Annotated in this window: 19 protein-coding genes, 1 tRNA gene and 5 pseudogenes; 11 read left to right on the top strand and 14 right to left on the bottom strand. The window is 71.5% G+C overall.

From position 1 onward, the window contains the following. Window positions 1–14 precede the first annotated feature (14 nt). Together AB3K78_RS08510 and AB3K78_RS08515 are read right to left on the bottom strand one after the other, a co-directional pair. Window positions 15–302, bottom strand: a complete 288-nt coding sequence (locus AB3K78_RS08510; protein WP_416442370.1) for an FmdB family zinc ribbon protein — start codon at window positions 300–302, stop codon at window positions 15–17. Between the two features lies 1 nt (window position 303). Then, window positions 304–950 (bottom strand): annotated as a pseudogene (locus AB3K78_RS08515) (AmiS/UreI family transporter). A 233-nt stretch (window positions 951–1183) separates the two neighbouring features. Between AB3K78_RS08515 and AB3K78_RS08520 the strand changes: the two are divergent. The 4 genes and pseudogenes from AB3K78_RS08520 to moaA all read left to right on the top strand — a co-directional run bounded on the left by AB3K78_RS08520 (window position 1184) and on the right by moaA (window position 4397). Next, window positions 1184–1612, top strand: a complete 429-nt coding sequence (locus tag AB3K78_RS08520; RefSeq protein ID WP_416442372.1) for a TOBE domain-containing protein — start codon at window positions 1184–1186, stop codon at window positions 1610–1612. Then, window positions 1609–2445, top strand: a complete 837-nt coding sequence (gene modA / locus AB3K78_RS08525) for a molybdate ABC transporter substrate-binding protein (protein ID WP_416442374.1) — start codon at window positions 1609–1611, stop codon at window positions 2443–2445. Before AB3K78_RS08520 ends, modA begins: the two co-directional genes overlap by 4 nt. Next, window positions 2442–3235 (top strand): annotated as a pseudogene (locus tag AB3K78_RS08530) (ABC transporter permease). Before modA ends, AB3K78_RS08530 begins: the two are co-directional and overlap by 4 nt. A 43-nt stretch (window positions 3236–3278) precedes the next feature. Further along, window positions 3279–4397 (top strand): GTP 3',8-cyclase MoaA, encoded by a 1119-nt coding sequence (gene moaA / locus AB3K78_RS08535; RefSeq protein ID WP_416442376.1) that lies wholly within the window; start codon window positions 3279–3281, stop codon window positions 4395–4397. A 16-nt stretch (window positions 4398–4413) separates the two neighbouring features. On the opposite strand, the gene AB3K78_RS08540 is transcribed toward moaA, so the two are convergent. Then, the gene (locus AB3K78_RS08540; RefSeq protein ID WP_416442378.1) at window positions 4414–4827 is read right to left on the bottom strand and encodes a molybdenum cofactor biosynthesis protein MoaE; all 414 of its coding nucleotides are present in this window, start codon (window positions 4825–4827) and stop codon (window positions 4414–4416) included. Window positions 4828–4871: 44 nt separating this feature from the next. Beyond that, on the bottom strand, window positions 4872–6035 hold the full coding sequence (locus AB3K78_RS08545; protein WP_416442380.1) for a ThiF family adenylyltransferase: 1164 nt from the start codon (window positions 6033–6035) through the stop codon (window positions 4872–4874). 63 nt (window positions 6036–6098) lie between these two features. Here AB3K78_RS08545 and AB3K78_RS08550 point away from each other — a divergent pair, with 63 nt between their 5' ends. The 4 genes from AB3K78_RS08550 to AB3K78_RS08565 all read left to right on the top strand — a co-directional run bounded on the left by AB3K78_RS08550 (window position 6099) and on the right by AB3K78_RS08565 (window position 8671). Continuing rightward, the gene (locus AB3K78_RS08550; protein WP_416442382.1) at window positions 6099–6347 is read left to right on the top strand and encodes a MoaD/ThiS family protein; all 249 of its coding nucleotides are present in this window, start codon (window positions 6099–6101) and stop codon (window positions 6345–6347) included. Window positions 6348–6349: 2 nt separating this feature from the next. Continuing rightward, the gene (gene glp, locus AB3K78_RS08555; RefSeq protein WP_416442383.1) at window positions 6350–7633 is read left to right on the top strand and encodes a gephyrin-like molybdotransferase Glp; all 1284 of its coding nucleotides are present in this window, start codon (window positions 6350–6352) and stop codon (window positions 7631–7633) included. Further along, a complete protein-coding gene (gene moaC / locus AB3K78_RS08560; protein ID WP_416442385.1) occupies window positions 7626–8108 on the top strand; it encodes a cyclic pyranopterin monophosphate synthase MoaC in 483 nt (160 codons plus the stop codon). The genes glp and moaC overlap by 8 nt, the downstream gene beginning before the upstream one ends. Window positions 8109–8194: 86 nt before the next feature. Then, complete coding sequence (locus tag AB3K78_RS08565) at window positions 8195–8671, top strand: MogA/MoaB family molybdenum cofactor biosynthesis protein (protein WP_416442387.1); 477 nt, start codon at window positions 8195–8197, stop codon at window positions 8669–8671. A 242-nt stretch (window positions 8672–8913) separates the two neighbouring features. Here AB3K78_RS08565 and AB3K78_RS08570 read toward each other — a convergent pair whose 3' ends face one another. From AB3K78_RS08570 to AB3K78_RS08580, 3 genes and pseudogenes are all read right to left on the bottom strand, one after another. Continuing rightward, the gene (locus AB3K78_RS08570) at window positions 8914–10347 is read right to left on the bottom strand and encodes an NCS2 family permease (protein ID WP_416442389.1); all 1434 of its coding nucleotides are present in this window, start codon (window positions 10345–10347) and stop codon (window positions 8914–8916) included. A gap of 121 nt (window positions 10348–10468) precedes the next feature. Continuing rightward, a pseudogene (locus tag AB3K78_RS08575) lies at window positions 10469–10838 on the bottom strand (FKBP-type peptidyl-prolyl cis-trans isomerase). 47 nt (window positions 10839–10885) lie between these two features. Further along, complete coding sequence (locus tag AB3K78_RS08580; protein WP_416442391.1) at window positions 10886–12352, bottom strand: FAD-binding oxidoreductase; 1467 nt, start codon at window positions 12350–12352, stop codon at window positions 10886–10888. Window positions 12353–12500: 148 nt separating this feature from the next. Between AB3K78_RS08580 and AB3K78_RS08585 the strand changes: the two are divergent. After that, window positions 12501–13378 (top strand): annotated as a pseudogene (locus AB3K78_RS08585) (fumarylacetoacetate hydrolase family protein). Between the two features lie 216 nt (window positions 13379–13594). Here the strand turns inward: AB3K78_RS08585 and AB3K78_RS08590 are convergent. The 6 genes and pseudogenes from AB3K78_RS08590 to AB3K78_RS08615 all read right to left on the bottom strand — a co-directional run bounded on the left by AB3K78_RS08590 (window position 13595) and on the right by AB3K78_RS08615 (window position 20689). Next, a pseudogene (locus AB3K78_RS08590) lies at window positions 13595–15096 on the bottom strand (aspartate ammonia-lyase). A 60-nt stretch (window positions 15097–15156) separates the two neighbouring features. Continuing rightward, window positions 15157–16512, bottom strand: coding sequence for an MFS transporter (locus tag AB3K78_RS08595; RefSeq protein WP_416447328.1), 1356 nt, complete (start codon window positions 16510–16512; stop codon window positions 15157–15159). 88 nt (window positions 16513–16600) lie between these two features. After that, on the bottom strand, window positions 16601–17473 hold the full coding sequence (locus AB3K78_RS08600) for a M48 family metalloprotease (RefSeq protein ID WP_416442393.1): 873 nt from the start codon (window positions 17471–17473) through the stop codon (window positions 16601–16603). Window positions 17474–17482: 9 nt separating this feature from the next. Continuing rightward, window positions 17483–18052, bottom strand: a complete 570-nt coding sequence (locus AB3K78_RS08605) for a LemA family protein (protein ID WP_416442395.1) — start codon at window positions 18050–18052, stop codon at window positions 17483–17485. Window positions 18053–18125: 73 nt separating this feature from the next. Then, window positions 18126–19439 (bottom strand): D-arabinono-1,4-lactone oxidase, encoded by a 1314-nt coding sequence (locus tag AB3K78_RS08610; RefSeq protein ID WP_416442397.1) that lies wholly within the window; start codon window positions 19437–19439, stop codon window positions 18126–18128. Then, a complete protein-coding gene (locus AB3K78_RS08615) occupies window positions 19427–20689 on the bottom strand; it encodes an alanine racemase (RefSeq protein ID WP_416442399.1) in 1263 nt (420 codons plus the stop codon). Before AB3K78_RS08615 ends, AB3K78_RS08610 begins: the two co-directional genes overlap by 13 nt. A 244-nt stretch (window positions 20690–20933) precedes the next feature. Between AB3K78_RS08615 and AB3K78_RS08620 the strand changes: the two genes are divergently transcribed. Both AB3K78_RS08620 and AB3K78_RS08625 read left to right on the top strand, forming a co-directional pair. Beyond that, on the top strand, window positions 20934–21611 hold the full coding sequence (locus AB3K78_RS08620) for a HEAT repeat domain-containing protein (RefSeq protein WP_416442401.1): 678 nt from the start codon (window positions 20934–20936) through the stop codon (window positions 21609–21611). Continuing rightward, window positions 21601–22626, top strand: coding sequence for a MerR family transcriptional regulator (locus AB3K78_RS08625; protein WP_416442403.1), 1026 nt, complete (start codon window positions 21601–21603; stop codon window positions 22624–22626). Before AB3K78_RS08620 ends, AB3K78_RS08625 begins: the two co-directional genes overlap by 11 nt. Before the next feature lie 5 nt (window positions 22627–22631). On the opposite strand, the gene AB3K78_RS08630 is transcribed toward AB3K78_RS08625, so the two are convergent. After that, window positions 22632–22705, bottom strand: a tRNA-Leu gene (locus tag AB3K78_RS08630). Window positions 22706–22801 lie beyond the last annotated feature (96 nt).

A 22801-nucleotide genomic window follows, 5' to 3' on the forward strand; every position in this document is an offset into this window, starting at 1 on the left:
CGGATCCGCTCGGTTCAGGACCGCGGCAGCTTCGCGTGCAGCGGGTTCTGCGTCGTGCGCTGCACGGCGCCCGATCCGCGCGCGGGCAGCCGGTCGACGACCTGCGGCTCGTGCGCGCTGCGCGCGGTGCGATCGATCAGCTGGTACGCGGCCGATCCTGCGACCGACAGGTGCGGTGCGGTGATCCCGCGCCGGGCGATCGCGCCGCAGCTGCGGCATTCCGTTTCGCCCGGGACCTCGGCCATCGGATAGATGGCGTCGAATCGGCAGCCCTCGTCGCATCGATAGCTGTAACTCGGCATGTCAGATTCCTTCCGTCCCGACCGCGGCCGCCGGAGCGACGACCCGTTCCTCCTGCGAGATCCCGCCCCGACGCCCCAGTGCCCAGGCGATCCCGAACAGCACGACCCCGATCACGGCGGCCGCGACGCCCTCGACCGTGCCGGTCGCGTAGGTGCCCGTCAGCAGCAGCAGCGCGGGGATCGCCCCGGTGAAGATGCCGAGCAGCAGCGTGAACCAGCCCGTCGTGGGACCGAGCCGTTCGCGTCCGAGGCCGAGCACGAGGAAGAACAGGAACCACAGCACGGCCCATGCGAACCAGATCACCCCGAACACGGGGTCGTCGAACATCGCGAACTGCAGGATCCCGTACACGACCGCGCAGGCGGCGACGAAGAGGAGAACCACCCGAGCCCTTCCCCGCTGGCACCGGTGAGCGTGTTCCAGGCGACATAGAGGTAGGTGAAGCCGAAGAGGTACAGGCCCGAGGCCCCGAGGATCGTCGCCTGGTCGCCGCCCGACTGCAGAATGATCAGCGTCGGGAAGATCACCTGCATGCCGCCGACGAAGAGGTTCATCGCGGCCGCGGCCTTCGCCGGCACCACGCCGATGAGCATCAGCCCGTTGATGAACAGGACGGCTCCGACGTACAGCAGTCCAACACTGCTCATGTCCGCTTCTCCCCTCGCTGCACTGCGTGAAGAGGGGCAGGAACCGGCACGCCGGTTCTGCCCCACCGGACCCGCCGTACGGCGGGCACTCGACCTACCTGGAAGCTAGCGGCCCGCCGGAAGCCGCGTCAAGCATTCCCTGACCGAAGACACGGATCCCGGAGGCGGCGACTTTCGCAGCTGCGGAAGCACGACTCGACACCGAACGCATCTGCGGCGATACACTGGCGATCGTGACGCACTACCGGATCAGCGATGCCGCCAGACTCATCGGTGTCAGCGATGACACCATCCGCCGGTGGGCGGCCGACGGAATCCTCGAATCCGGCACGGACGAAGCCGGACGCCGCACGGTCTCCGGCGCATCGCTCGCCAAACGCGCGCTCGACCTCGCCCCGCAGCACGGCGACGACGAACCCGTGCGCCGCAGCGCCCGCAATCGCTTCACCGGCATCGTCACCGCCGTCGAACGCTCCGGCATCGTCGCCCAGGTCGAACTGCAGTGCGGCCCCAACCGCGTCGTCTCGCTCATGACCTCCGAAGCCCTCGACGACCTCGGCATCGAGATCGGATCGCGCGCGACCGCCATCGTCAAGGCCACCACCGTCATCATCGAGGCCGAGCGCCCCGACCCACCAGCACCCCCGAGGAGCCCCCAGTGACCCGCACCCGCCGCAGCCGCATCTCACGCACCGGGATCGCGGCGAGCGCGCTCGCCGCCGTCGCCCTGCTCGCCGGATGCGCCGCGTCGTCGAGCACCGCGCCCGGCGCTTCGGCGACGCCGAGCGCGTCGGCGGAGGTCTCGGGCACACTGACCGTGTCGGCGGCCGCGTCGCTCCAGCCCGCCTTCGAACGGCTCACGACCGATTTCGCGAAGCGGTATCCGAAGGTCACGTTCGAGAAGACGACCTTCGACGGTTCCTCGGTGCTCGCCGCCCAGATCATCGGCGGTGCTCCCGTCGACGTGTTCGCGTCGGCCGACGCGGCGAACATGCAGAAGGTCGTGGACGCGCAGCTCGCCGATGGCGATCCGATCGCGTTCGCGACGAGCCGCCTCGAGATCGTCGTGGCCCCGGGCAACCCGCTCGGCATCACCGCTCTCGCCGACCTCGCGAAGACGACCGCCGACGGTGCGGCTCCGGTGGTCGTGACCTGCGCGCCCGAGGTGCCCTGCGGCCACGCGGCGCAGCAGCTGCTCGATCGAGACGGGGTGTCGCTGAAGCCGGCGAGCGAGGAGCAGAACGTGACCGCGGTGCTCACGAAGGTGCGCGCGGGCGAAGCCGACGCCGGTCTGGTCTACCGCACCGACGTGATGCGCGCCGGCACGGAGGTGACCGGCATCCCCATCCCGGGGTCGGAGGTCGCCGCGGGAACCTACCTCATCGCTCCCATCACCGGTTCACGCTCGCCCGAGGCGGCGCGGGCCTTCTCCGACTACCTGCGTTCGGATGCCGCGCAGTCGCTGCTCGAGCGGCTCGGCTTCAGTCCGGCATGACCGCCAGGCGCCGACCGGCGCTCCCGGCCGGCCTCGTCCTTCCCGCCGTGCTCGGCGGGTCCGTGCTCGTGCTGCCGCTGCTCGCCCTGCTGATGCGCTTGGACTGGGCGGCGCTCCCGGCGACCCTCGTGGCTCCCGAAACCCGGAGCGCCCTGCTGCTCTCGCTCGGCACGGCGGCGACCTCCACCGTGATCTGCCTGGTGCTCGGCGTGCCGCTCGCCGTCGTGATCGCGCGCGCGTCGGGACGCCTCGCCGCGTTCCTGCGCGCGATCGTGACGCTCCCGCTCGTCCTCCCCCGCTCGTCGGCGGCCTCGCGCTGCTGTCGCTCCTGGGCCGCGGGGGGATCCTCGGAGACGCGCTCCTGAGCGCCGGCATCAGGATCCCGTTCACCACCTCCGCGGTCGTGCTGGCGCAGGTCTTCGTCGCTCTGCCGTTCCTCGTCATCGCGGTCGAGGGATCGCTGCGCCAGCTCGATCCGGGCTACGCGGAGGCCGCCGAGACCCAGGGCGCCGGGCCGTTCGCGATTCTCGTCCACATCACCCTGCCGCTCATCGGACCGGGACTCGTCGCGGGCACGATCCTGTGCTTCACGCGCGCGCTCGGAGAGTTCGGCGCAACGGCGCTGTTCGCAGGCAATGCGGCGGGCACGACGCGAACGGTCCCGCTCGCGATCTACACGGCGTTCAACGGCGCGGGCGTCACGCAGGACACCGCGCTCGCGCTCTCGCTCATCCTCATCGCGGTCGCCGTGGTGGCCCTCGTGCTCGTACGCGGACGCACCGAGGACTGAGCGCGCGCGGGCGCATCCCTCCGACGGGTGCAAGGATGGGAGGATGACCAGCAGCGCAGCCGCCGACGAACGCCCCGGCGCCCGCGCCTCGCGCGGCATCCGCAGGCTGCCCGCACAGGGCCTCCCCGACGCGCGCGGACGCGCGCTGCGCGATCTGCGGATCTCGGTCACCGACCGCTGCAACTTCCGCTGCGTGTACTGCATGCCGAAGGAGATCTTCGGTTCCGACTACCGGTTCATGGAGCGGGACGAACTGCTGAGTTTCGACGAGATCGTGCGCGTCGCGAGCGCCGCGGTGTCGATGGGCGTCGACAAGCTGCGGCTCACCGGCGGCGAGCCGCTCCTGCGGCGCGGAATCGAGGAGCTCGTCGCCCGGCTCGCCGAGCTGCGCACTCCTGAGGGCCGCCGGCCCGACCTCGCGATGACGACCAACGGCTCGGCGCTGCGGGTGAAGGCCGGGGCGCTCAGGGCGGCCGGCCTCGACCGCGTCACGGTGTCGGTCGACTCGCTCGACGACGGCAGGTTCCAGGCGATCAACGACGTGCGCTTCCCCGTGCAGCGCGTGCTCGACGGCATCGCCGCAGCCGCCGAGGCGGGACTCGGCCCGGTGAAGGTGAACGCGGTGATCAAGCGCGGCGTGAACGACGACGAGATCGTGCCGCTCGCCGAGCACTTCCGTGCGAGCGGGCAGACGCTGCGCTTCATCGAATACATGGACGTCGGATCCTCGAACGGCTGGGTGCTCGACGACGTCGTGCCCTCGGAGGAGATCGTGCGCCGCATCGATGCCGTGCACCCGCTCGAGGCGGTCGGCGCGAGCCGCGAGGGCGAGACGGCGAAGCGCTGGCGGTACCGCGACGGGTCGGGCGAGATCGGCGTGATCTCGAGCGTCACGGGCGCCTTCTGCGGCACCTGCACTCGCGCCCGGATCTCGGCGGACGGCAAGCTCTACACCTGCCTGTTCGCCTCGCAGGGCACCGACCTGCGGGCGCTGCTGCGCGGTACGGGGGACGACGCGGCCTGCACCGATGCCGAGCTGCGCGATGCGCTCGCCGGGATCTGGTCGCGCCGCGACGACCGCTACTCCGAGCTGCGCGCCGCTCTCCCGCCCGAGGCTGCGCACGATCGCGAGCGGATCGAGATGTCCTACATCGGCGGCTGAGCCCGTCGGCCCGGTGCTACAGCCCCACCCACTCGGTCACCCCGTCCGAGAAGTGCTGGCGCTTCCAGATCGGCACCTCGTGCTTGATCCGCTCGACCAGTCGCTCGATCGCGGCGAATGCTTCGGCGCGGTGCGGGGCGGAGGCGGCTGCCACGAGCGCGGCGTCGCCGATGCGCAGTTCCCCCACGCGATGCACCGCGGCGAGGCGCAGTCCGCTCGCCTCGGCCTCGGCGGCGACGCACTCGGCGATGAACCGCTCGGCGTCGGGGTGCGCGCGATAGTCGAGCGCCAGCACCCCGCGTCCGCCGTCGTGGTCGCGCACGATGCCGTGGAACATCACGACGGCGCCGCATTCGGCGGCATCGACCGCGGCGCGCACCGCCCCCTCGTCGATGGGTGCGTCCGTGATACGGGCGAGCGGATGTGACATGGATCCTCCGGAGGATTCGGCGACGGGACGACATCGAGCGCGGCTCAGCCGCGCTCGATCAGATCGGGAGCGAGGCGGGCGAACTCGTGAATGCCGCCGCGCAGGAAGGAGACGTCGACGGTGCCCCGGGCGGCAAGGGCTTCGGCGGCGCGCACCGAGCGCGGATCCCGCTCGCAGTAGATCGTGACCGGCCCGGAGAGCGCAGTGTCGCCCGAGACGATCCGTTCGAGCGGCACCCACTCCGAGTTCCGCAGCCGCCGCTCGGCCCGCTCCTCGGCACTGCGCACATCGACGAGCCGCGGCGCGGCGCCCGCTCTGATGCGCTCGACGAGCTCCGCGCCCGCGAGCGGCATCGCGCCCGCGGCAGGATCCTCGCTCGCGGCGACGCCGCAGAACAGCGCGTAGTCGATGAGTTCCGTGACCGGCTCGGCCAGCGGGTCTCGGTTGATCCGGAGTTCGCGCGTGCGCGCCGCGAGCGCGTCGTAGAGCAGCACCCGGCCGATGAGCGGGTCGCCGACGCCCGTGATGAGCTTGAGGGCCTCCGTCGCGAGCAGCGACCCGACCGTTCCGCACAGGCCGGGCAGTACGCCGCCTTCGGCGCAATCCAGCACGGTGTCGGCGGCGGGAGGCTGCGGGAACAGGTCGCGATAGCCCGGTCCGTGGGCGTGCCAGGCCACGCCCAGCTGCCCCGAGAACTGCAGGATCGCGCCCCACACGAGCGGGATCCCGGTCAGCTGCGCGGCGTCGTTCGCGAGGTAGCGGGTCGGGAAGTTGTCGCTGCCGTCGATCACGAGGTCGTACTCGGCGAACAGGGCGAGCGCGTTCTCGGCGGTGAGTCGGGCGCGGTGCCGGTCGATGGTGAGCCCCGGGTCGATCGCGAGCGCCGTCTCGGCGAGGGAATCGACCTTCGCACGCCCCAGGTCGGCGGTCGTGTGCGCGACCTGGCGGTGCAGGTTCGAGAGCTCGACCGCGTCGTCGTCGACGATGCCGATGCGCCCGATTCCAGCGCCGGCGAGATACGGGACCGCGGCGCAGCCGAGTCCCCCGGCGCCGATGACGAGCACTCGGGCGGCTGCGAGCCGGCGCTGCGCCTCCTCTCCGAAGCCCGGGAGCACGATCTGCCGACGCGCGCGTGCGGCAGCGGCGGGCGTCAGCTCGGGGGCCGGCTCCACGAGCGGGGCCGGGCGTGCGCCTTCGAGCGGTTCCATGGCGCCATTCTACGAGCCGCTCGCGCCACCGGCACGTCCCGTCGCGACCGCTACGATGAGGGCATGTCCGGGATCACCGTCAGATACTTCGCGGCAGCGGCCGAAGCGTCGGGCCTCGAGGAGGAGCGCTGGGAGCTCGCCTCCGCCGCCACCCTCGATGCGCTGCGAACCGGCCTGATCGAACGCTACGGCGAGGCGATGCAGCGCGTGCTGCGCACGGGCTCGTTCCTCGTCGACGGCACCGTCCGGCGCGACGACGGCCCGATCTCGGGAGTCACCGTCGACGTGCTCCCGGCGTTCGCCGGCGGATGAGCATGCGCACCGTCACCGATCACCGCCGCGTCGTGGATGCGCTGCTCGCGCCCGCTCTCGCCCGGCGCGCGGCCTCCGATCCGGACCTCCTACCGGTCTCGGACCCGGCTCTCCTCGGCCGCGTCCTCGCCGAAGCGCTCGTGTCCCGGGATCCCCTGCCGCCGTTCGACAACTCCCAGATGGACGGCTATGCGGTTCGCGCGGCCGACCTCGCGGGCGCATCCCCGAGCTCGCCGATCCAGCTCCCCATCGGCCGCACGACGGCCGCGGGCGACGCCCCGATCGCGCACCGTCCCGGAACCGCCTCCCCGGTCATGACCGGCGCTGCGATCCCGCTCGGCGCCGACGCGGTGGTTCCGGTCGAGCGGGTCGACCCGGCCCGCTTCACCGCCCTCAGCCGCAGCGGCGACCCGGATCCCACGGGGACGGTCCGCTTCGCGAGCGCGCCTCCGGTCGGCGAGTTCGTCCGGCCGACCGGGTCCGACCTGGCCGCGGCGAGTCCCCTGCTCCCGGCCGGCGCACGACTCACCCCCGCCCGCATCGGCCTGCTCGCGACCGCCGGCGTCGCCGCGGTCGCGGTGCGTCCGCGGCCCCGGATCCTGCTCGTCACGACCGGCGACGAGGTCGTCGATCCCGGCGCGGCGCTCGAACCGGGCCGGATCCGCGACGCGAACACCCCCATGCTGGCCGCAGCGCTGCGGGAGGCCGGGGCCGCGGTGACCGCGGTGCGGGTCCCCGACCGGCCGGAGGCGCTGCGCGCGCTGATCTCCGAACGCGCCGACGCGCACGAGCTGCTCGTCACCTCCGGAGGGATCAGCATGGGCGCGTTCGAGGTCGTGCGCGACGCCCTCGACGGGGCCGGCGTCGACTTCACCGGCATCGCGATGCAGCCGGGCGGCCCGCAGGGAGCCGGCCTGCTGCGCCCGGAGCCGATCGACGCGGGCTGCCCGGCGTCGGGGATCCCGGCGCTGTGCTTCCCGGGGAACCCCGTGAGCTCCTGGCTCTCGGCGGAGATGTTCCTCCTCCCCGCGCTCCGCGCCGCCGCCGGCCGAACCGCATCCCGGCCGGTCGAGCAGCGGGAGCTGGCGCACCCGATTGTCTCCCCCGCCGCGAAGCACCAGGTGCGACGCGGGCGGATCGACGAGCACGGCCGGGTGCACGTGACGGCTCCCGGCTCCCACCTGCTCGCCGACCTCGCGGCCGCCGAGATCCTCGCCCATGTCCCCGTCGGAGTCGACCGCCTCGACGCCGGCGACACGATCGAAGTCTGGAAACTCGATGTCTGACGCACCCGCTGAGCTGACCCACCTCCGAGCCGACGGGAGCGCGCACATGGTCGACGTCAGCGACAAGGCGGTGACCAAGCGCACCGCGCGAGCCGAGGCCGTGCTCGAGACCCGAGCCGACGTGGTCGGGCTGCTCGTCGCGGGAGAGCTCCCCAAGGGCGAGGCGCTCGGCACGGCACGCATCGCGGGGATCATGGCCGCGAAGCGCACCTGGGAACTCATCCCCCTCTGCCATCCGCTCCCGCTCTCCAAGCTCGCCATCGACTTCGAGCCGGGCGAGGACCGGGTCCGGATCCTCGCGACGGTCACGACGCGCGGTGTGACGGGCGTCGAGATGGAAGCGCTCACCGCGGCGAGCGTGGCCGCGCTCACGCTCTACGACATGATCAAGGCCGTCGACAAGCACGCCGTGATCACCGGCACGCGCGTGCTCGCCAAGTCGGGCGGGAAGAGCGGCGACTGGAGCGTCGAGTGAGCGCGGAGGCCCCCGGTGGGGCCTCGCCGATCCCTGCGGGATCGGCGCCATCGGCGCGATCGGGAGGATCGGCGCGATCGGCGCGCGTGATCGTCGCGTCGACGAGCGCGGCGGCCGGCGAGGCAGCGGACCGCACGGGACCGCAGATCGTCGCCTGGCTGCGCGAGCGCGGCTTCGAGACGCCGGAACCGGTCGTCGTCGCCGACGGCGATCCGGTCGCGGAGGCCGTGACCCGGGCTCTCTCCGACGGCGCGGACGCCGTGCTCACCACCGGCGGCACCGGGATCTCACCGAGCGACGCGACCCCCGAGGCGGTCGATCCGCTGCTCGACGTGCGTCTGCCCGGCCTGATCGAGGAGCTGCGTCGCCGCGGCACGGCGGCGGGCCTCCCGAGCGCCGCGCTCACCCGCGGCGTCGCCGGCTTCGCGGGTTCCGCGTTCGTCATGACGTTCCCGGGCTCTCCCGGCGGTGTGCGCGACGGCCTCGCGGTCCTCGACCCGCTGCTGGAGCACCTGCTCGACCAGCGCTCGGGATCGCCGCGCGGATCGCACGGCGCGCGCTAGTCCCCGGGCTCAGCCCGCTCCGCCCCCGCGCCGTCCTCGCTCCACCTCCGCTTCGCCCTGCCCTCGCTCCGGCCCCCAACGCCCGGTGAGACACTGCTTCCCCGCGAGACACCGCGTCCCCTGCGAGACACCCGGTTGCGACCGGGTGTTTCGCAGGGGACGCGGTGTCTCGCGGCTGGCGCAGCGCGCGACTGGCGCGACTGGCGCGACTGGCGCGACTGGCGCGGAGCCGCAGGAGGGGGCTACGCCCCGAGCAGCGCCTCGATGGGGCCGCGCGCGAAGAACACCACGAAACCGGCGGCGACGATCCACAGCAGCCAGTGCACCTGCTTGGCGCGGCCCGAGAAGGCGTTGACGAGCACCCAGGACACGAAGCCCGCGCCGATGCCGTTCGCGATCGAGTAGGTCAGCGGCATGACCGCCGCGGTGAGGAACACGGGCAGCAGCACGCGGAAGTCGGTGAGATCGATGTGCGCGATCTGCGCCATCATCAGCGCACCCACGATCACGAGCGCGGCCGCTGCGACCTCGGTCGGCACGATCTGCGTCAGCGGCGTGAAGAACATGGCGAGCAGGAACACACCGCCGGTGACGATGTTCGCGAAGCCCGTGCGCGCGCCCTCGCCGATACCGGCGCCTGACTCGATGAACACGGTGTTCGAGGAGGACGACGTGAAGCCGCCGGCGATCGCGCCGACGCCCTCGACCACCAGCGCGGACTTCAGGCGCGGGAAGTTGCCCTTCTCGTCGGCCAGGCCGGCCTCGCGCGACAGGCCCGTCATGGTGCCCATCGCATCGAAGAAGTTCGTGAACAGCAGCGTGAAGACGAGCATGACGACGGTGACCATGCTGACCTTGCCGAAGTCGAAGCTGACCGCGCCGAACAGGCTGAGGTCGGGCACGCTGAACGGTGCGCCCGAGAGCGCAGGCACCGTGAGGCCCCAGCCGCCCTTGTTCTCCTGCGCCGAACCGAGGTGCCAGATCGCCTCGACGATCACCGCGACGACCGTGCCGCTGACGAGGCCGATGAGCAGGCCGCCCTTGACCTTGCGCGCGACCAGGATGCCGGTGAGCACGAGCGTGAAGACGAAGATGACGGTCGGGACCGTGCCGACCGAACCGCCGACGCCCAGGCCGACGGGCGGCGATGCCGCGCCGGTCGCGGTCACGAAGCCCGCGTTGACGAATCCGATGAAGGCGATGAAGAGACCGATGCCGACGGTGATCGCGAGCTTGAGCTGCACGGGGACCGCGTCGAAGATCATGCGACGCAGCCCCGTCGCGGCCAGCAGCACGATGAGCACGCCGTTGATGATGACGAGCGCCATCGCCTCGGGCCAGGTCACCTGGCCGACCACCGAGAAGGCGAGGAAGGCGTTGATACCGAGGCCCGCGGCGAAGCCGAAGGGCATGCGCGAGACGATGCCGAAGAGGATCGTCATGACGCCGGCGGTGAGCGCCGTGACGGCGCTCACGGACGCGAACGGCAGCTTGTCGCCGGCGACGTCGGCGCTGCCCGACAGGATGATCGGGTTGAGGATCACGATGTAGGCCATCGTGACGAACGTCACGAGCCCGCCGCGCACCTCGCGTCCGATGGTCGAACCGCGCTCACTGATCTCGAAGTACCGATCGACCCAGCTCCGTGCCTCGGTCGTCTGCTCTGCTGCCACCATGCGTCCCTTCGTGCAGTGAAAGCTGCGAATCTCCAGGGAACGACGTTACCAGGCGCACGACGAGGCCCCCGATTCCTGCGGGAATCGGGGGCCTCGGGTGTTCGATGCGCGAGCGCCGGGCTCAGCTGACGCCGAGCAGGTCGATCACGAAGATGAGGGTCTTGCCCGCGAGGGGTGAGCACCCGCCGTGCCGTAGGCCTGAGCCGGGGGCACGACGAGCTTGCGGCGGCCGCCGACCTTCATGCCGGGGATGCCGACCTGCCAGCCCTGGATCAGGGAGCGCAGGGGAAGTTGATGGATTCGCCGCGGCCCCAGGAGGAGTCGAACTCCTCGCCGGACTCGAACTCGACGCCGAGGTAGTGCACGTTGACGGTGGAGCTCGCGAGAGCCTCCTCGCCGCTGCCCTCGACGACGTCGATGATCTGCAGCTCGGTGGGAGCGGGGCCCTCGGGGAACTCGATCTCGGGCTTCGAGAGTGATGATTCAGTCATGATTCCATTCTTGCGGGTCGATCGGACGTTCGGCACCGCGTTCGCTCTCAGGGAACCGTGTCACCATTCGCGTTCGCATCGGCCGACGGCGGGTCGGCGGGGAACATCGCGTCGGGGTTCAGCTGCCCCCTCGGATCGAACAGCCGCCGGATCCCCCGCTGCAGCGCGAACGACTCGTCTCCGAGTTCGTCGCGCAGCCAACGCGCCTTCAGCACGCCGATGCCGTGCTCCCCCGTGAGGGTGCCGCCCAGGTCGAGCGCCGCGCGGAACACGCGCGATGCGGCCTCCCACACGCGCTCGGGGATCTCGCCGCCCGGGGTGCGTTCCTCGGCGCGTACCGACAGGTGGGGATGGAGGTTGCCGTCGGCCGCATGCCCCGCCGTCGGGATCTCGATCCCCGTCTCCGCCTCGATCCGGGCGATCGCGGCGTACATCTCGCCGAGCCGGGAGCGCGGCACGCAGACGTCCTCGATCAGGACGTCGCTGCCGTTGGGCAGCGCCGGGTTCATCGCGCGCCGGACGCCGAGCACCCGTTCGCCGCCCGCCTCGTCCTCGCACCGGATCGCCCACCCGCCCGCCACCGCGACGAGCCGGGTCGCGCGCTCCGCCGCCGCCCCCGCGCCCTCCGAATCCCACTGCACGATGACGGCCGCGGAGCCGTCGCGGAGCGGGTCCGAGAACGGTCCCGGGCGTTGCGCCTCGGGCAGGTACGCGGTCACGGCCGCGAGCGAGCGGGGATCCATGATCTCGAGCAGCGCCGGACGCTGCCCCTCCGACTGGAGCTCCCGGCACAGATCGAGCGCCGCTCCGAGGCTCGGCAGCACGGCACCGACCGTGATCGGCTCGACCTCGGACCGCGGGATCAGCCGCACGATCGCTTCGGTGACGACGCCGAGCGTCCCCTCCGAGCCGACGATCAGGGCCGTCAGGTCGTAGCCGGTGACGCCCTTCACGCTCCGGCGGCCGGTGCGCAGGATCCGCCCGTCCGCGAGCACGACGGTGAGCCCGAGCACCGCCTCGCGAGTCACCCCGTACTTCGCGCAGAGCAGTCCGCCGGCGTTCGTCGCGATGTTCCCGCCGATCGTCGAGATCGTGCGGCTCGCCGGATCCGGAGCATAGCGGAGCCCGTGCGCACGCGCGGCGCGATCCAGCTCGGCGTTGATCACACCGGCGCCGACGACCGCGATCTGGTCCACCGGATCGATCTCGCGGATCCGGTTCAGACGCGCGGTGGAGAGCGCGATCCTCCCCGCGCCGACGACTCCGCCGCCCGCGAGCCCGGTGCCGGCTCCCCGCGGCACGACCGGGATCCCGTGCGCGGCAGCGATCCTCAGCACCGCCGCCGTCTGCTCGGTATCCGCGGGTTCCGCGAGCCCGATGCCCCGCCCCTTCGCGATCAGGCCGCTCCGGTCTTCCCGCAGCGCCTCGAGCGTCGAGGCATCGGTGATCCAGTGCTCGCCGAGCAACTCGCGCAGTTCCGCGTCGAGGCTCGATCCTCGGGTCGTTCCGCTCATGGGTCCATGGTGGTCTCGCTCCACGGATCCGTGCAACTGAGGGGTGCCGACGAAACCGAGGGTCCGACGCGCGAGGAAGTCCACCAACGAACGCTCGAGTCGTGCGCTCGGAGACATGGATCGGGCCGCTATGCCCTAGCCTGGAGGGGTGAAGTTCGCACATCTCCTCCCCGCTGAGTCCCCCGCCGGTTCCGACCCCGAGCTGGTGCTCGTTCGCGAGGACCGCGGAGTGCCGGTGCGCGAACTCGGCAGCGACGCGGCGACCCTGGGCGATCTCATCGCGGAGGGCCCCGAGGCCCTGGAGCGGGTGCGTGCGGCGGCCGACGCGCTCGGCGCCGACGCCGGCTATGCGATCGGCTCCGCGCGCTATGCGCCCGCCGTCATCGCTCCCCCATCGTGCTGGCCGTCGGCCTCAACTACGACGAGCACGCGAGCGAGCTGAGCCTCGACAACGACTCCGGCCCCGTGCTGTTCTCACTGTTCCCGAACTCGCTCGGCGCGCACGAGGGTCAGGTGCCGCTGCCCCCGGCCATCAGCGACGAGGTGGACTACGAGGGCGAGCTCGGTGTGATCATCGGCCGCACCACCAAGAACGCGTCCGTCGAGGAAGCACTCGATTCGGTGTTCGGCTACACCGTCATCAACGACATCACCGCGCGCGACATCCAGTTCCGCGAACCGCAGTGGTCGCGCTGCAAGTCCTTCGACGGCTTCACCCCCGTCGGTCCCGTCGTCGTCACCGCCGACGAGATCCCGGATCCCCAGGCGCTGCACATCACCACGGACGTCGACGGCCTGCGCGTGCAGGACTCGACCACCGGCTTCATGATCCGTACCGTCGCGCAGCTCATCTCGACGCTGTCGCAGGAGCTGACCCTGCTGCCCGGCACGCTCATCTCGACCGGCTCCCCCGGCGGCGCAGGTCGCTCGCGCAAGCCGCCGCTGTACCTGCGCCCCGGAACCGACGTCACCGTGACGATCGAAGGCATCGGCGCACTCACCTCGCACTGCGTCCTTCCCGAGTAGCCCGCTCGTTCGCAGCTCTCGGCCGCCCGCGTCCCAGCAGATGCGGGCGGCCGATTTGCGCTCGTGCGGTCTCGAACCGCTGAACCGGAACCGCGCGGGCGAAGATCGCCCGCGCGAGTGGTGCACTCGGGCAGGAGCGAGGAAATGCGAACGGGGCGGGCGGTGGATCGTCGAAGGATCCACCGCCCGCCCCGCTCGTTCAGGCGGACCCGATGATCAGTCGCTGCCCTTCGCCGGCGCGGCCTCGGCGGGGGCTTCACCCGCAGCGTCCGGCAGCACCTGCTTGGGGATGTCGATGACGCCGGTGTCCGGCGCCAGGCCGGCGAGCTTCGCCGGCTGCAGGATCTCGTCGAGCTGCGCCTGATCGAGCAGGCCGGCCGAGATGACGAGGTCGGAGACCTTCTCGTTGGTGGCGAGGGCCTGCTTCGCGAGCTTCGCCGCCTCGGCGTAGCCGATGACCGGTGCGAGCGCGGTGATGACGGTCACCGAACGGGCGACGGTGTCGGCGAGGCGCTCCTCGTTCGCGGTGATGCCGTCGACGCAGTTGACGCGCAGCGTCTGGCAGGCGCGCTCGAGCCAGGTGATCGACTGGAACAGCGAGTGAGCGATGATCGGCTCGAAGGCGTTGAGCTGCAGCTGGCCCGCCTCGACGGCCATCGAGACCGTGACGTCGGCGCCGGCGACCGAGTAGGCGACCTGCGAGACGGCCTCGGGGATCACCGGGTTGACCTTGCCGGGCATGATCGACGAACCGGCCTGGCGGGCCGGCAGGTTGATCTCGCCGAGGCCGGCCTGCGGACCCGACGAGAGCAGACGCAGGTCGTTGGAGATCTTGGAGAGCTTGAGCGCGCTGCGCTTGAGCGCGCCCGAGAAGGTGATGAACACGCCGGTGTCGCTGGTGGACTCGACGAGGTCGCCCGCGGTGACGAGGTCGAGGCCGGTGATCTCGCGCAGGTGCCGGATGACCGACTCCTTGTAGCCGCGCGGCGCGTTGATGCCGGTGCCGATGGCGGTGGCGCCCATGTTGACCTCGCCGAGCAGCGAGACGGCCTCGCGGAGGCGCTCGATGTCTTCGCGGAGGGTCACGGCGAAGGCGTTGAACTCCTGGCCGAGGGTCATCGGAACGGCGTCCTGCAGCTGCGTGCGGCCGACCTTGATGATGTGGGAGAACTCACGCCCCTTGGCGGCGAACGACTCGGCGAGCAGCGAGAGCTCCTCGAGCAGGCTCTGCAGCGAGAAGGCGAGCGCGATCTTGATCGCGGTCGGGTAGGTGTCGTTGGTCGACTGCGAACGGTTGGTGTGGTCGTTCGGGTTGATGAAGGAGTAATCGCCCTTCTGGTGTCCCGCGAGCTCGAGCGCCCGGTTGGTGATGACTTCGTTCGCGTTCATGTTGGTCGAGGTGCCGGCGCCGCCCTGCACCACGCCGACCACGAACTGGTCGAGCAGCATGCCCGTCTTCACCTCTTCGCACGCGCGATCGATGAGGGTCGCGCGCTGCTCGTCGAGCGCGCCGATCTCGAGGTTGGCGCGCGCCGCCGCCTGCTTCACGCACGCGAAGGCGCGCACGAAGTCGGGGTAGACCGAGATCGGTCGGCGCGAGATCGGGAAGTTCACGTGCGCTCGAGCAGTGTGCACCCCCAATAGGCCGAGGCCGGGATCTCCAGGCTGCCGAGAGAATCAGTCTCGGTGCGGGTCTGGCTGGACAGGAAGTCACTCACGATGTATCAGGCTCCACGAATGATGCTGAGCGCGCGGCGGCCGCCGACGCACGACAGCACTCAGCCTACTCCGTGCGGGGCGTCTCCGCTGTCGTCGCGGCCGCGCCGCAGCACCTCGATGGGCGCGGTCAGGGTCTCGCTCTGCGCGCCCGGGTCGTCGCCGAGCCCGGGCCGCCCCGCGTGGGTCACCCGGAACCGGTGGTCCCGGTCGTAGTGCACGCGGAGCCGGCGCTCGACGAGCAACCAGCCGAGGCCGATCCCGAACGCGACCGCACCCGAGATGGCCGCGACCCCCAGGGTCCAGCGCGGCCCGAATGCGTCCGCGATCGCGCCGACCACCGGCGCGCCGATGGGCGTGCCTCCCATGAGGATCGCGAAGTAGAGCGAGAGCACGCGCCCGCGCACGGCGGGATCCGACGTGGTCTGCACGAAGCCGTTGGCGGTGGTGAGCAGCGTCGCCGTCGAGAAGCCGAGCAGGACGAGGGTCGATGCGAAGGTCCAGAAGCTCGGCATGAGCGCGGCGAGCAGGCTCGCGGCGCCGAAGCCGCCCGCCGAGAGCACGACGACGCGCAGGCGCGCCGCCGGTCGGCGCGCCGCGAGCAGCGCTCCGGTGAGGGAGCCGATCGCCAGGATCGAGGACAGCAGACCGTATTCCCCCGCTCCCCGATGGAACTCGACGGCCATGGTCGAGGAGACCACGGGGAAGTTCATGCCGAAGGTGCCGATCACGAACACCATGGCGAAGATCACGAGCAGGTCGTGCCGGCGCCAGACGTAGCGGAAGCCTGCGGCCAGTTGGCTGCCGTACGAACCCGCCGCCGCTCGGGGCCCGTCGTGCTTCGGGAGCCGGATCGCCCAGAGCGCGCCGAGCACCGCGAGGAAGGAGACGGCGTTGAAGATGAACACCCAACCGGATCCGACGACCGCGATCAGCAGTCCGGCGACGGCCGGGCCGATGAGGCGGGCGGAGTTGAAGGAGGCCGAGTTGAGCGCGACGGCGTTCGAGAGCTGGGCCGGCCCCACGAGGTCGGAGACGAACGACTGCCTGGCCGGGGTATCGAAGGCGTTGACCGTGCCGAGAGCCAGGGCGAAGCCGTAGACCATCCAGAGCTCCGCGGCCCCGGTGATGAGCAGCAGCCCGAGGCCGAGCGCGAGCAGCATGAGCAGCGACTGGGTGACCATGAGCACGCGTCGCCGGTCGAAGCGGTCCGCGACCGCTCCGCTGATGGGCACGAGCAGGATCTGAGGACCGAACTGCAGCGCCATCGTGATGCCGACCGCGACCGCGTCGGTGTGGGTCAGCTCGGTGAGCACCACCCAGTTCTGCGCGGTGGCCTGCATCCACGCGCCGATGTTCGAGACGAGCGCACCGCCGAACCAGATGCGATAGTTGCGCACCGAGAGCGAACGGAACATGCCTGACACGGAACGGGTGACCTCCTCTGCGCGTCTTTCCACCCTACGCCTGTCGGCGGGTCCGCGTCGCCGCGCCTCCTGATCCCGCCTAGAACTTGCCGCCCATGTCGAGCAGGCGGCGGATGCGGTCCGGGATCGGCGGGTGCGTGGCGAACAGGCGCTGCGCGAGGCCCGGCTTGAGCGGGTCGGCGATCCAGAGATGCGCCATGCTCGAGTTCTGCTTCTGCATGGGCCGACCGTACTCCGAGAGCTTGTGCAGCGCGCTCGCCAGCGCCTCCGGATGCCTGGTGGTCATGGCGCCGGTCGCGTCGGCGAGGTACTCGCGCTGGCGCGAGACCGCCAGCTGCACGAGCGTCGCGACGAGCGGGGCCACGAGCATCGCGACGAGGCCGAGGACCAGCATGACCGGGTTGCTGTTGTTGTTATTGCGTCCGAAGAACGCCATGCGCATGAGCATGTCGGCGATCATGCCAACCGCGACGACGAGGCCGTAGACGATCATGGAGACGCGGATGTCGTAGTTGCGCACGTGTCCGAGCTCGTGCGCCATGACGCCCTCGAGTTCGGAGTCCGTCATCATCTCGAGCAGGCCCGTCGTGGCTGCGACGATCGCGTGTTCGGGATCCCGGCCCGTGGCGAAGGCGTTCGGAGCGGGATCCTCGACGATGTAGACCTCGGGCATCGGCGTTCCCGTGGTGATCGAGAGGTTCTCGACGATGCGGTAGAGCCGCGGCTCCTCTGCGGCCGTGACCTGCCGTGCCCCGGCCATCGATACGGCCTGTCGTCCCGCCATGAAGTACTGGAAGACGGCGTAGCCGACCGCCATGACGACGACCCAGATGACGATGGTCGGCGAGCGGTAGATATAGGAGGCGAGCCACCCGAGCCCACCCACGATCGCGAGGAACAGCAGGATGATGAGGACGCTGTTGACCTTGTTGCGACGGATCGCGCGGTACACGGAACCTCGCTAGAACTGGATGCGCGGCGGCTCGGAGATCGCAGCCACGTCTTCGACCTCGAAGAACTCGCGCTGAGTGAACCCCATGCCCTTGGCGAACAGCGAGTTCGGGAACAGCTGGATCTTCGTGTTGTACTCGCGGACCCCGCCGTTGTAGAAGCGGCGAGCCGCCTGGATCTTGTTCTCGGTATCGACCAGCTCGCTCTGGAGCTGCAGGAAGTTCTGGCTGGCCTGCAGCTGCGGATAGGCCTCCGCCACCGCGAAGATGCTCTTCAGCGCGGACTGCATGTGGCCCTCCGCCACCGACGCCTCGGCCGGCCCCTGCGCCGAGATGGTCTCTGCCCGCGCCTGCGTGACGGAGTCGAACACGCCCTTCTCGTGCGCGGCGTAGCCCTTGACGGTCTCGACGAGGGCAGGGATGAGGTCGGCGCGGCGCTTCAGCTGCACCGTGATGTCGCTCCATGCCTCATCGACCCGCACGCGGAGCGTGACGAGGGAGTTGTACGTGGCCCAGACGTAGATGCCGAGGACGGCGATCAGCGCGACCACGACGATGACGGCGATGAGGGTTGCGTTCATGCCGCACAGTCTATCGGCGCGCACCGACAATCCGCAGGGAAACGGGGACCGTTCTCCGCGGGAGGAATCCGGGCTACGCTCCGAGGACGCGACGCAGGTACGGATTCGCGAAGACCCGGTCCGGGTCGAGGCGATCGCGGGCTTCGAGGAATCGTTCGAAGCCGGGGTACCGCCCGCTCAGCGAGGCCGCGTCCTGCGTGTGCATCTTGCCCCAGTGCGGGCGTCCGTCGTGCGCGGCCAGCACTGCCTCCGCTTCGCGGAAGTACTCCCGATCGGGATCGCGGAAATAGCGGTGCACCGCGAGGTACCCGGACTCGCGTCCGCTCGCCGTCGACAGCAGCCGGTCGTCGGCCGCCGCGGCGCGCACCTCGATCGGGAACGAGACGCGGTAGTCGCGCCGCTCGATCAACGCGCGGAGCTCGCGCAGCGCGGTCGGCACCGCTTCGAGCGGCACGCTGTACTCCATCTCCCGGAACCGCACCCGACGCCGGGTCACGAAGACGCGATGCGAGAGATCCCGATAGCTGCGGCGGCTCGAGACCTGCTCGATCATGCGGTTCAGCGCCGGCGTGCTCCTCGGCACCCAGCGCTCGAACGAGACGAGGCCGCCGAGCGCGGCGTTGTTGACGAGTTCCTCGTCGACGAAGCGGGAGACGGTGCCGAGCGGCTCGGCGCCCGCGGCGACCGGCATCCGCGTGTTGGTCTTGGTGCGCGTCCCCTCGGTGTGCGGGAACCAGTAGAACTCGAAGTGGTCGGAGTCGCGGCAGCGCTGCTCGTAGCTCTCGAGGACCTCCTCGAACGGCACGGGGGCTTCGACCGCGTGCAGCAGGTAGCTCGGGACGCACTGGATCGTGACGGTGACGAGCACGCCGAGCGCCCCGAGCCCGAGCGCGACCGCTGGCAGCAGGTCGGCATTCTCGGCCTCGTCGACCGTGAGCACCTCCCCGGTGCCGGTGACGAGCGTCGCGCCGACGACGCGGCTGGCGAGGCCCCCGTAGCCGAGTCCGGTGCCGTGGGTGCCGGTCTGCGTCGCTCCCGTGATCGTCTGCCGGTCGATATCGCCCATGTTCTCGAGCGCGAGCCCCAGCGGATCGAGGATGTCCGGCAGCTGCCAGAGCCGGGTGCCGCCCCAGAGCGTCACCCGCCCGCGGGCGAGGTCCGCCGAGACCATGCCCTGCATCCGGTCGAGCTCGATCCGGATCCCGTCCGTTGCTCCGATCGCGGTGAAGCTGTGCGAGGCGCCGATCGGCTTCACGGTGTGGCCGGTCTCGCGGGCGCGCTCGACGGCGCGCACCACGTGGTCGATGGTCTCGGGTGCGATCACGGTCGCGGGCCGCGACGACTCCGTGCGCGCCCAATTCTGCCAGCGTGCGCTCACAGGAAGCACCGTCCCTCTCCTCGATACGTCGGCAGCTCGTCGACGACGGCGCCCTCCCGGACCAGCACCGCCGCGTTCGCGTGCTCCATGATCTCGCCGGACTTGGTGTGGCGCAGCCAGACCCGATCCCCGACCCGCAACCCGGCGGCCGCACGTCCCAGCACCGGCGTCTGCACCTCTCCCGCGCCCTCGCGCGGCGCGAACCGCAGCCCGTCCGGCCACGCCGGCGTCGGCGAGCGGTCGGCACCGGCCACGCCGGAGGCGATCCATCCGCCGCCGAGCAGCGTCGCGGTGTCGGGGCTCGGCTTGCGCACCACGTCGAGGGCGAAGGCGGCGGCGGGAGCCGGGGTGAAGGACCGGTACCCGTCGAACAGGCGCGGCCCGAAGAGGCCGCTGCCCGCGGCCACCTCGGTCACCGCCCCCTCAGAGACGGTCCGCTCGATGGATCCGGTACCTCCCCCGTTCACGAACTCGAGGTCGGCGACCGCTCGCACCGCGGCGATGGCGCGCGCCCGGCGCTCCACCAGCTCGGCACCGCTCGCCCGCTGCACCGCGCGCATCAGCGCGCCGTTCACGGGGCGCCCGGGCGGATCGTCGGTGACGCCGGCGATCTGAGCCTCGTACGACATCACCCCGACGAGCGCGAAGCCGTCGCGACGCAGCACCAGCTCGGCGAGGGCCCGCAGTTCGGCCGGCTCGTGCACGGGCGAGCGCAGGACGCCGATGTGCCCGAGCGCCCGGGTGCGCCAGGACGCGTCGAAGTCCAGGCAGACGCGGATCGGCGCCGCGCGCTCGGCGGGCGGTACCGCCGCATCGATCAGGTCGAGCTGCTCCGCACTGTCGATCATCACGCTCACTGCGGCCGCCGCCCGCTCGCTCGCCGCGAGCTGCCGGATCGCCGCGCGGTTCGCGGTGGGGTACGCGACGACCACGTCGTCGGAGACCCCGGTCTCGGCGAGCCAGATCGCCTCGTCCAGCGTGTAGGCCAGGATGCCGCGGTACCCGGGCAGCGCGAGCACCGATTCGAGGACGCTCCGCACCCGGATCGACTTGCTGGCGACCCGGATCGGGAGTCCGCCCGCGCGGCGCAGCAGATCGTGCGCGTTCCAGCTCAACGCTTCGGCGCTCAGCGCCACGACGGGCGCGGGACGATCCCGCGTCGCGGCGGACAGGCTCCCCCAGTACCGCTCGCGATCCGCATGCCAGGTCTGCTCAGCGGCTCGGGCTCGCAGCGTCGCGGCCCCCAGATCGAATGCCATGTCCGCAGTGTAGTGGGCGAAGCCTGCGCCTCGCGGGACGCGTCAGCGAGGATCGCCCGGTGCGGTCCGGCGCCGCCACCAGCCGCGCACGCGCATGAAGATGCCGAGGGCGGCCGCGGTGAGCAGCGAGACGACGAGGAGGATCTTGGCGAGGACCACGGGTCGAGCGTATCGGCTCGCGCGCGGGGAGGCGCTTGACCTTGACACGGTGTCAAGGTGTGGACTACTCGTGGAAGGAGATCCCATGAACACCCAGATCCCGAAGGCCACGACCCGCGCCGACCGGCTGGCGCTCGCGCTGCGCTCCGGCGATCCGTCCGCGCGCCTGCAGGCCGCACTCACCGCGGGCACGACGCCCGAGCCCGATTTCGTCGGGCCCCTCGTCGCCCGCTGCGGCGTCGAGCCCGACTTCTCGGTGCGCGACATGCTCACCTGGGCGCTCACCCGGATGCCGCGCGAACTCGCGCTCCCCGCTGTGCTCGCCGAACTCGACTCCCCCGTCGCGCTCGCCCGCAGCCAGGCCCTGCACACGCTGTCGAAGTTCGGCGGTCCCGCGACCTGGCCCGCGCTCCGCACCGAGTTCCTGCACGACGCGGATCCCGACATCGCCCGCACCGCGTGGCGAGCCGCCGTCGCGGTCGCTCCCGAGGCGGCGCACGCGGACCTCGCGCGGGAACTGGCCTCCGAGCTCGGGCGGGGCGATGCCGAGACCATGCGCAGCCTCAGTCGAGCGCTGGCAGCGCTCGGCGATGCTGCGGAGCCCGTCGTCGCAGCGGGCACGTCCGACCCCGACCCGGCGGTGCGGATCCACGCGCTCGCGACCGCCCGGCTGCTCGAGGACCCCGACGCATCCTTCGCGCTCGATCCCGGCGACGCGAGCCGCATGGCGACCGCCTACTCGGGGAGCCGCGGTGCGCATTAGCGAGGTGGCCGAACGGTCGGGGGTGAGCGCGCGCATGCTGCGCTACTACGACCGGCAGGGGGTCGTGCGTCCCTCGGGGCGCACGACCTCCGGGTACCGGGAGTACGACGAGCAGGACGTCTGGCGCCTCCTGAGGGTCGAGGGCCTCCGCGCACTCGGCCTCGGCCTGCGGGAGGTGCGTGAGGCGCTGGACGCGGAGCCGGGCGGACCCGGGTCGCTGCTGGGCGAGCTCGTCTCGCGCACCCGGGCGCAGCTCGCGCAGCAGCGCGAGCTGCTGTCGCGTCTGGAGCAGCTCGAGGCCAGCGGGCCGGCCGACTGGGCGCGCGCGCTCGACACGGTGCAGCTCATCAAGCGCCTCGGCTCGGGTCGTGCCGAGAGCCGATACCGTGCCGCGATCGATTCGGCCACCGGATCCGCACCGCCCGCCGGCCCGATCGTTCGCGCGCTGCTCGACGAGCCCGAGCCCGGGGTCGCAGCTGCCCTGCGCTGGGCGCTCGGCCGAGCCGAGGACCTGGATGCTGGCGAAGCCGTCGGGCAGCTGGCGCGGGCGCTCGACCATCCCGACCCGGACGTACGGGAGCGCGCCGTGCGCGCGATCGCCCGGATCGATGCCGCGCGGGCGGAACCGCTGCTGGTCCGTGCGCTCACCGACCCGTCCGGCGAGGTCCGGGCACTGTCGGCGCTCGCGCTCGGGCCCCGCGGCGGCGGCGCAGCCGAGCTCGCCGTGCCCGCGCTCATCGACCTGGTGATCACGGGGGAACGCGATGTCGAAGCCGCCGAAGCGCTCGGCGCGATCGCAGCATCGGCGGGGGCCGAGATGCCCGAGCGCATCGTGCGGGCGCTCGCGGTTCGCATCGACGCGTTCGATGGGACGCCCGAGAGCCGCAGGAGAGTGGCGCAGGCGCTCGCCGAGCTCCCGCTCCGCGCGACCGGGTCGCTGCTCGACCGGCTCGCGACGGACGAGGATCGGGACACGGCCCGGATCGCGGACTACGTACGCGGCCTCGCGCGGTGAACGAGTCCTCCGACAGGGATTCGAACCCTGACTGAACCGATTTTAAGTCGGTTGCCTCTGCCAGTTGGGCTATCGGAGGGAGGATCTCCATCGTGCCACAGCGCCTGTCGCGGGCGGATGCGCGGTCATCCTCTCCCACGCCCGCGCGCGCTGAGCGGCACGCGTCCGCGCCAGG

Origin of the sequence: Leucobacter sp. HNU (assembly GCF_047946755.1) — a bacterium.
In the GTDB taxonomy this organism is placed as follows: Bacteria; Actinomycetota; Actinomycetes; order Actinomycetales; family Microbacteriaceae; genus Leucobacter.

Bases quoted from the DNA above. Each gene is read 5' to 3' on its own strand.
- AB3K78_RS08510 (WP_416442370.1), bottom strand. From the start codon at position 302: ATGCCGAGTTACAGCTATCGATGCGACGAGGGCTGCCGATTCGACGCC.
- moaA (WP_416442376.1), top strand. From the start codon at position 3,279: ATGACCAGCAGCGCAGCCGCCGACGAACGCCCCGGCGCCCGCGCCTCG.
- AB3K78_RS08540 (WP_416442378.1), bottom strand. From the start codon at position 4,827: ATGTCACATCCGCTCGCCCGTATCACGGACGCACCCATCGACGAGGGG.
- AB3K78_RS08545 (WP_416442380.1), bottom strand. From the start codon at position 6,035: ATGGAACCGCTCGAAGGCGCACGCCCGGCCCCGCTCGTGGAGCCGGCC.
- AB3K78_RS08550 (WP_416442382.1), top strand. From the start codon at position 6,099: ATGTCCGGGATCACCGTCAGATACTTCGCGGCAGCGGCCGAAGCGTCG.
- glp (WP_416442383.1), top strand. From the start codon at position 6,350: ATGCGCACCGTCACCGATCACCGCCGCGTCGTGGATGCGCTGCTCGCG.
- moaC (WP_416442385.1), top strand. From the start codon at position 7,626: ATGTCTGACGCACCCGCTGAGCTGACCCACCTCCGAGCCGACGGGAGC.
- AB3K78_RS08570 (WP_416442389.1), bottom strand. From the start codon at position 10,347: ATGGTGGCAGCAGAGCAGACGACCGAGGCACGGAGCTGGGTCGATCGG.
- AB3K78_RS08580 (WP_416442391.1), bottom strand. From the start codon at position 12,352: ATGAGCGGAACGACCCGAGGATCGAGCCTCGACGCGGAACTGCGCGAG.
- AB3K78_RS08595 (WP_416447328.1), bottom strand. From the start codon at position 16,512: ATGTTCCGTTCGCTCTCGGTGCGCAACTATCGCATCTGGTTCGGCGGT.
- AB3K78_RS08605 (WP_416442395.1), bottom strand. From the start codon at position 18,052: ATGAACGCAACCCTCATCGCCGTCATCGTCGTGGTCGCGCTGATCGCC.
- AB3K78_RS08615 (WP_416442399.1), bottom strand. From the start codon at position 20,689: ATGGCATTCGATCTGGGGGCCGCGACGCTGCGAGCCCGAGCCGCTGAG.
- AB3K78_RS08620 (WP_416442401.1), top strand. From the start codon at position 20,934: ATGAACACCCAGATCCCGAAGGCCACGACCCGCGCCGACCGGCTGGCG.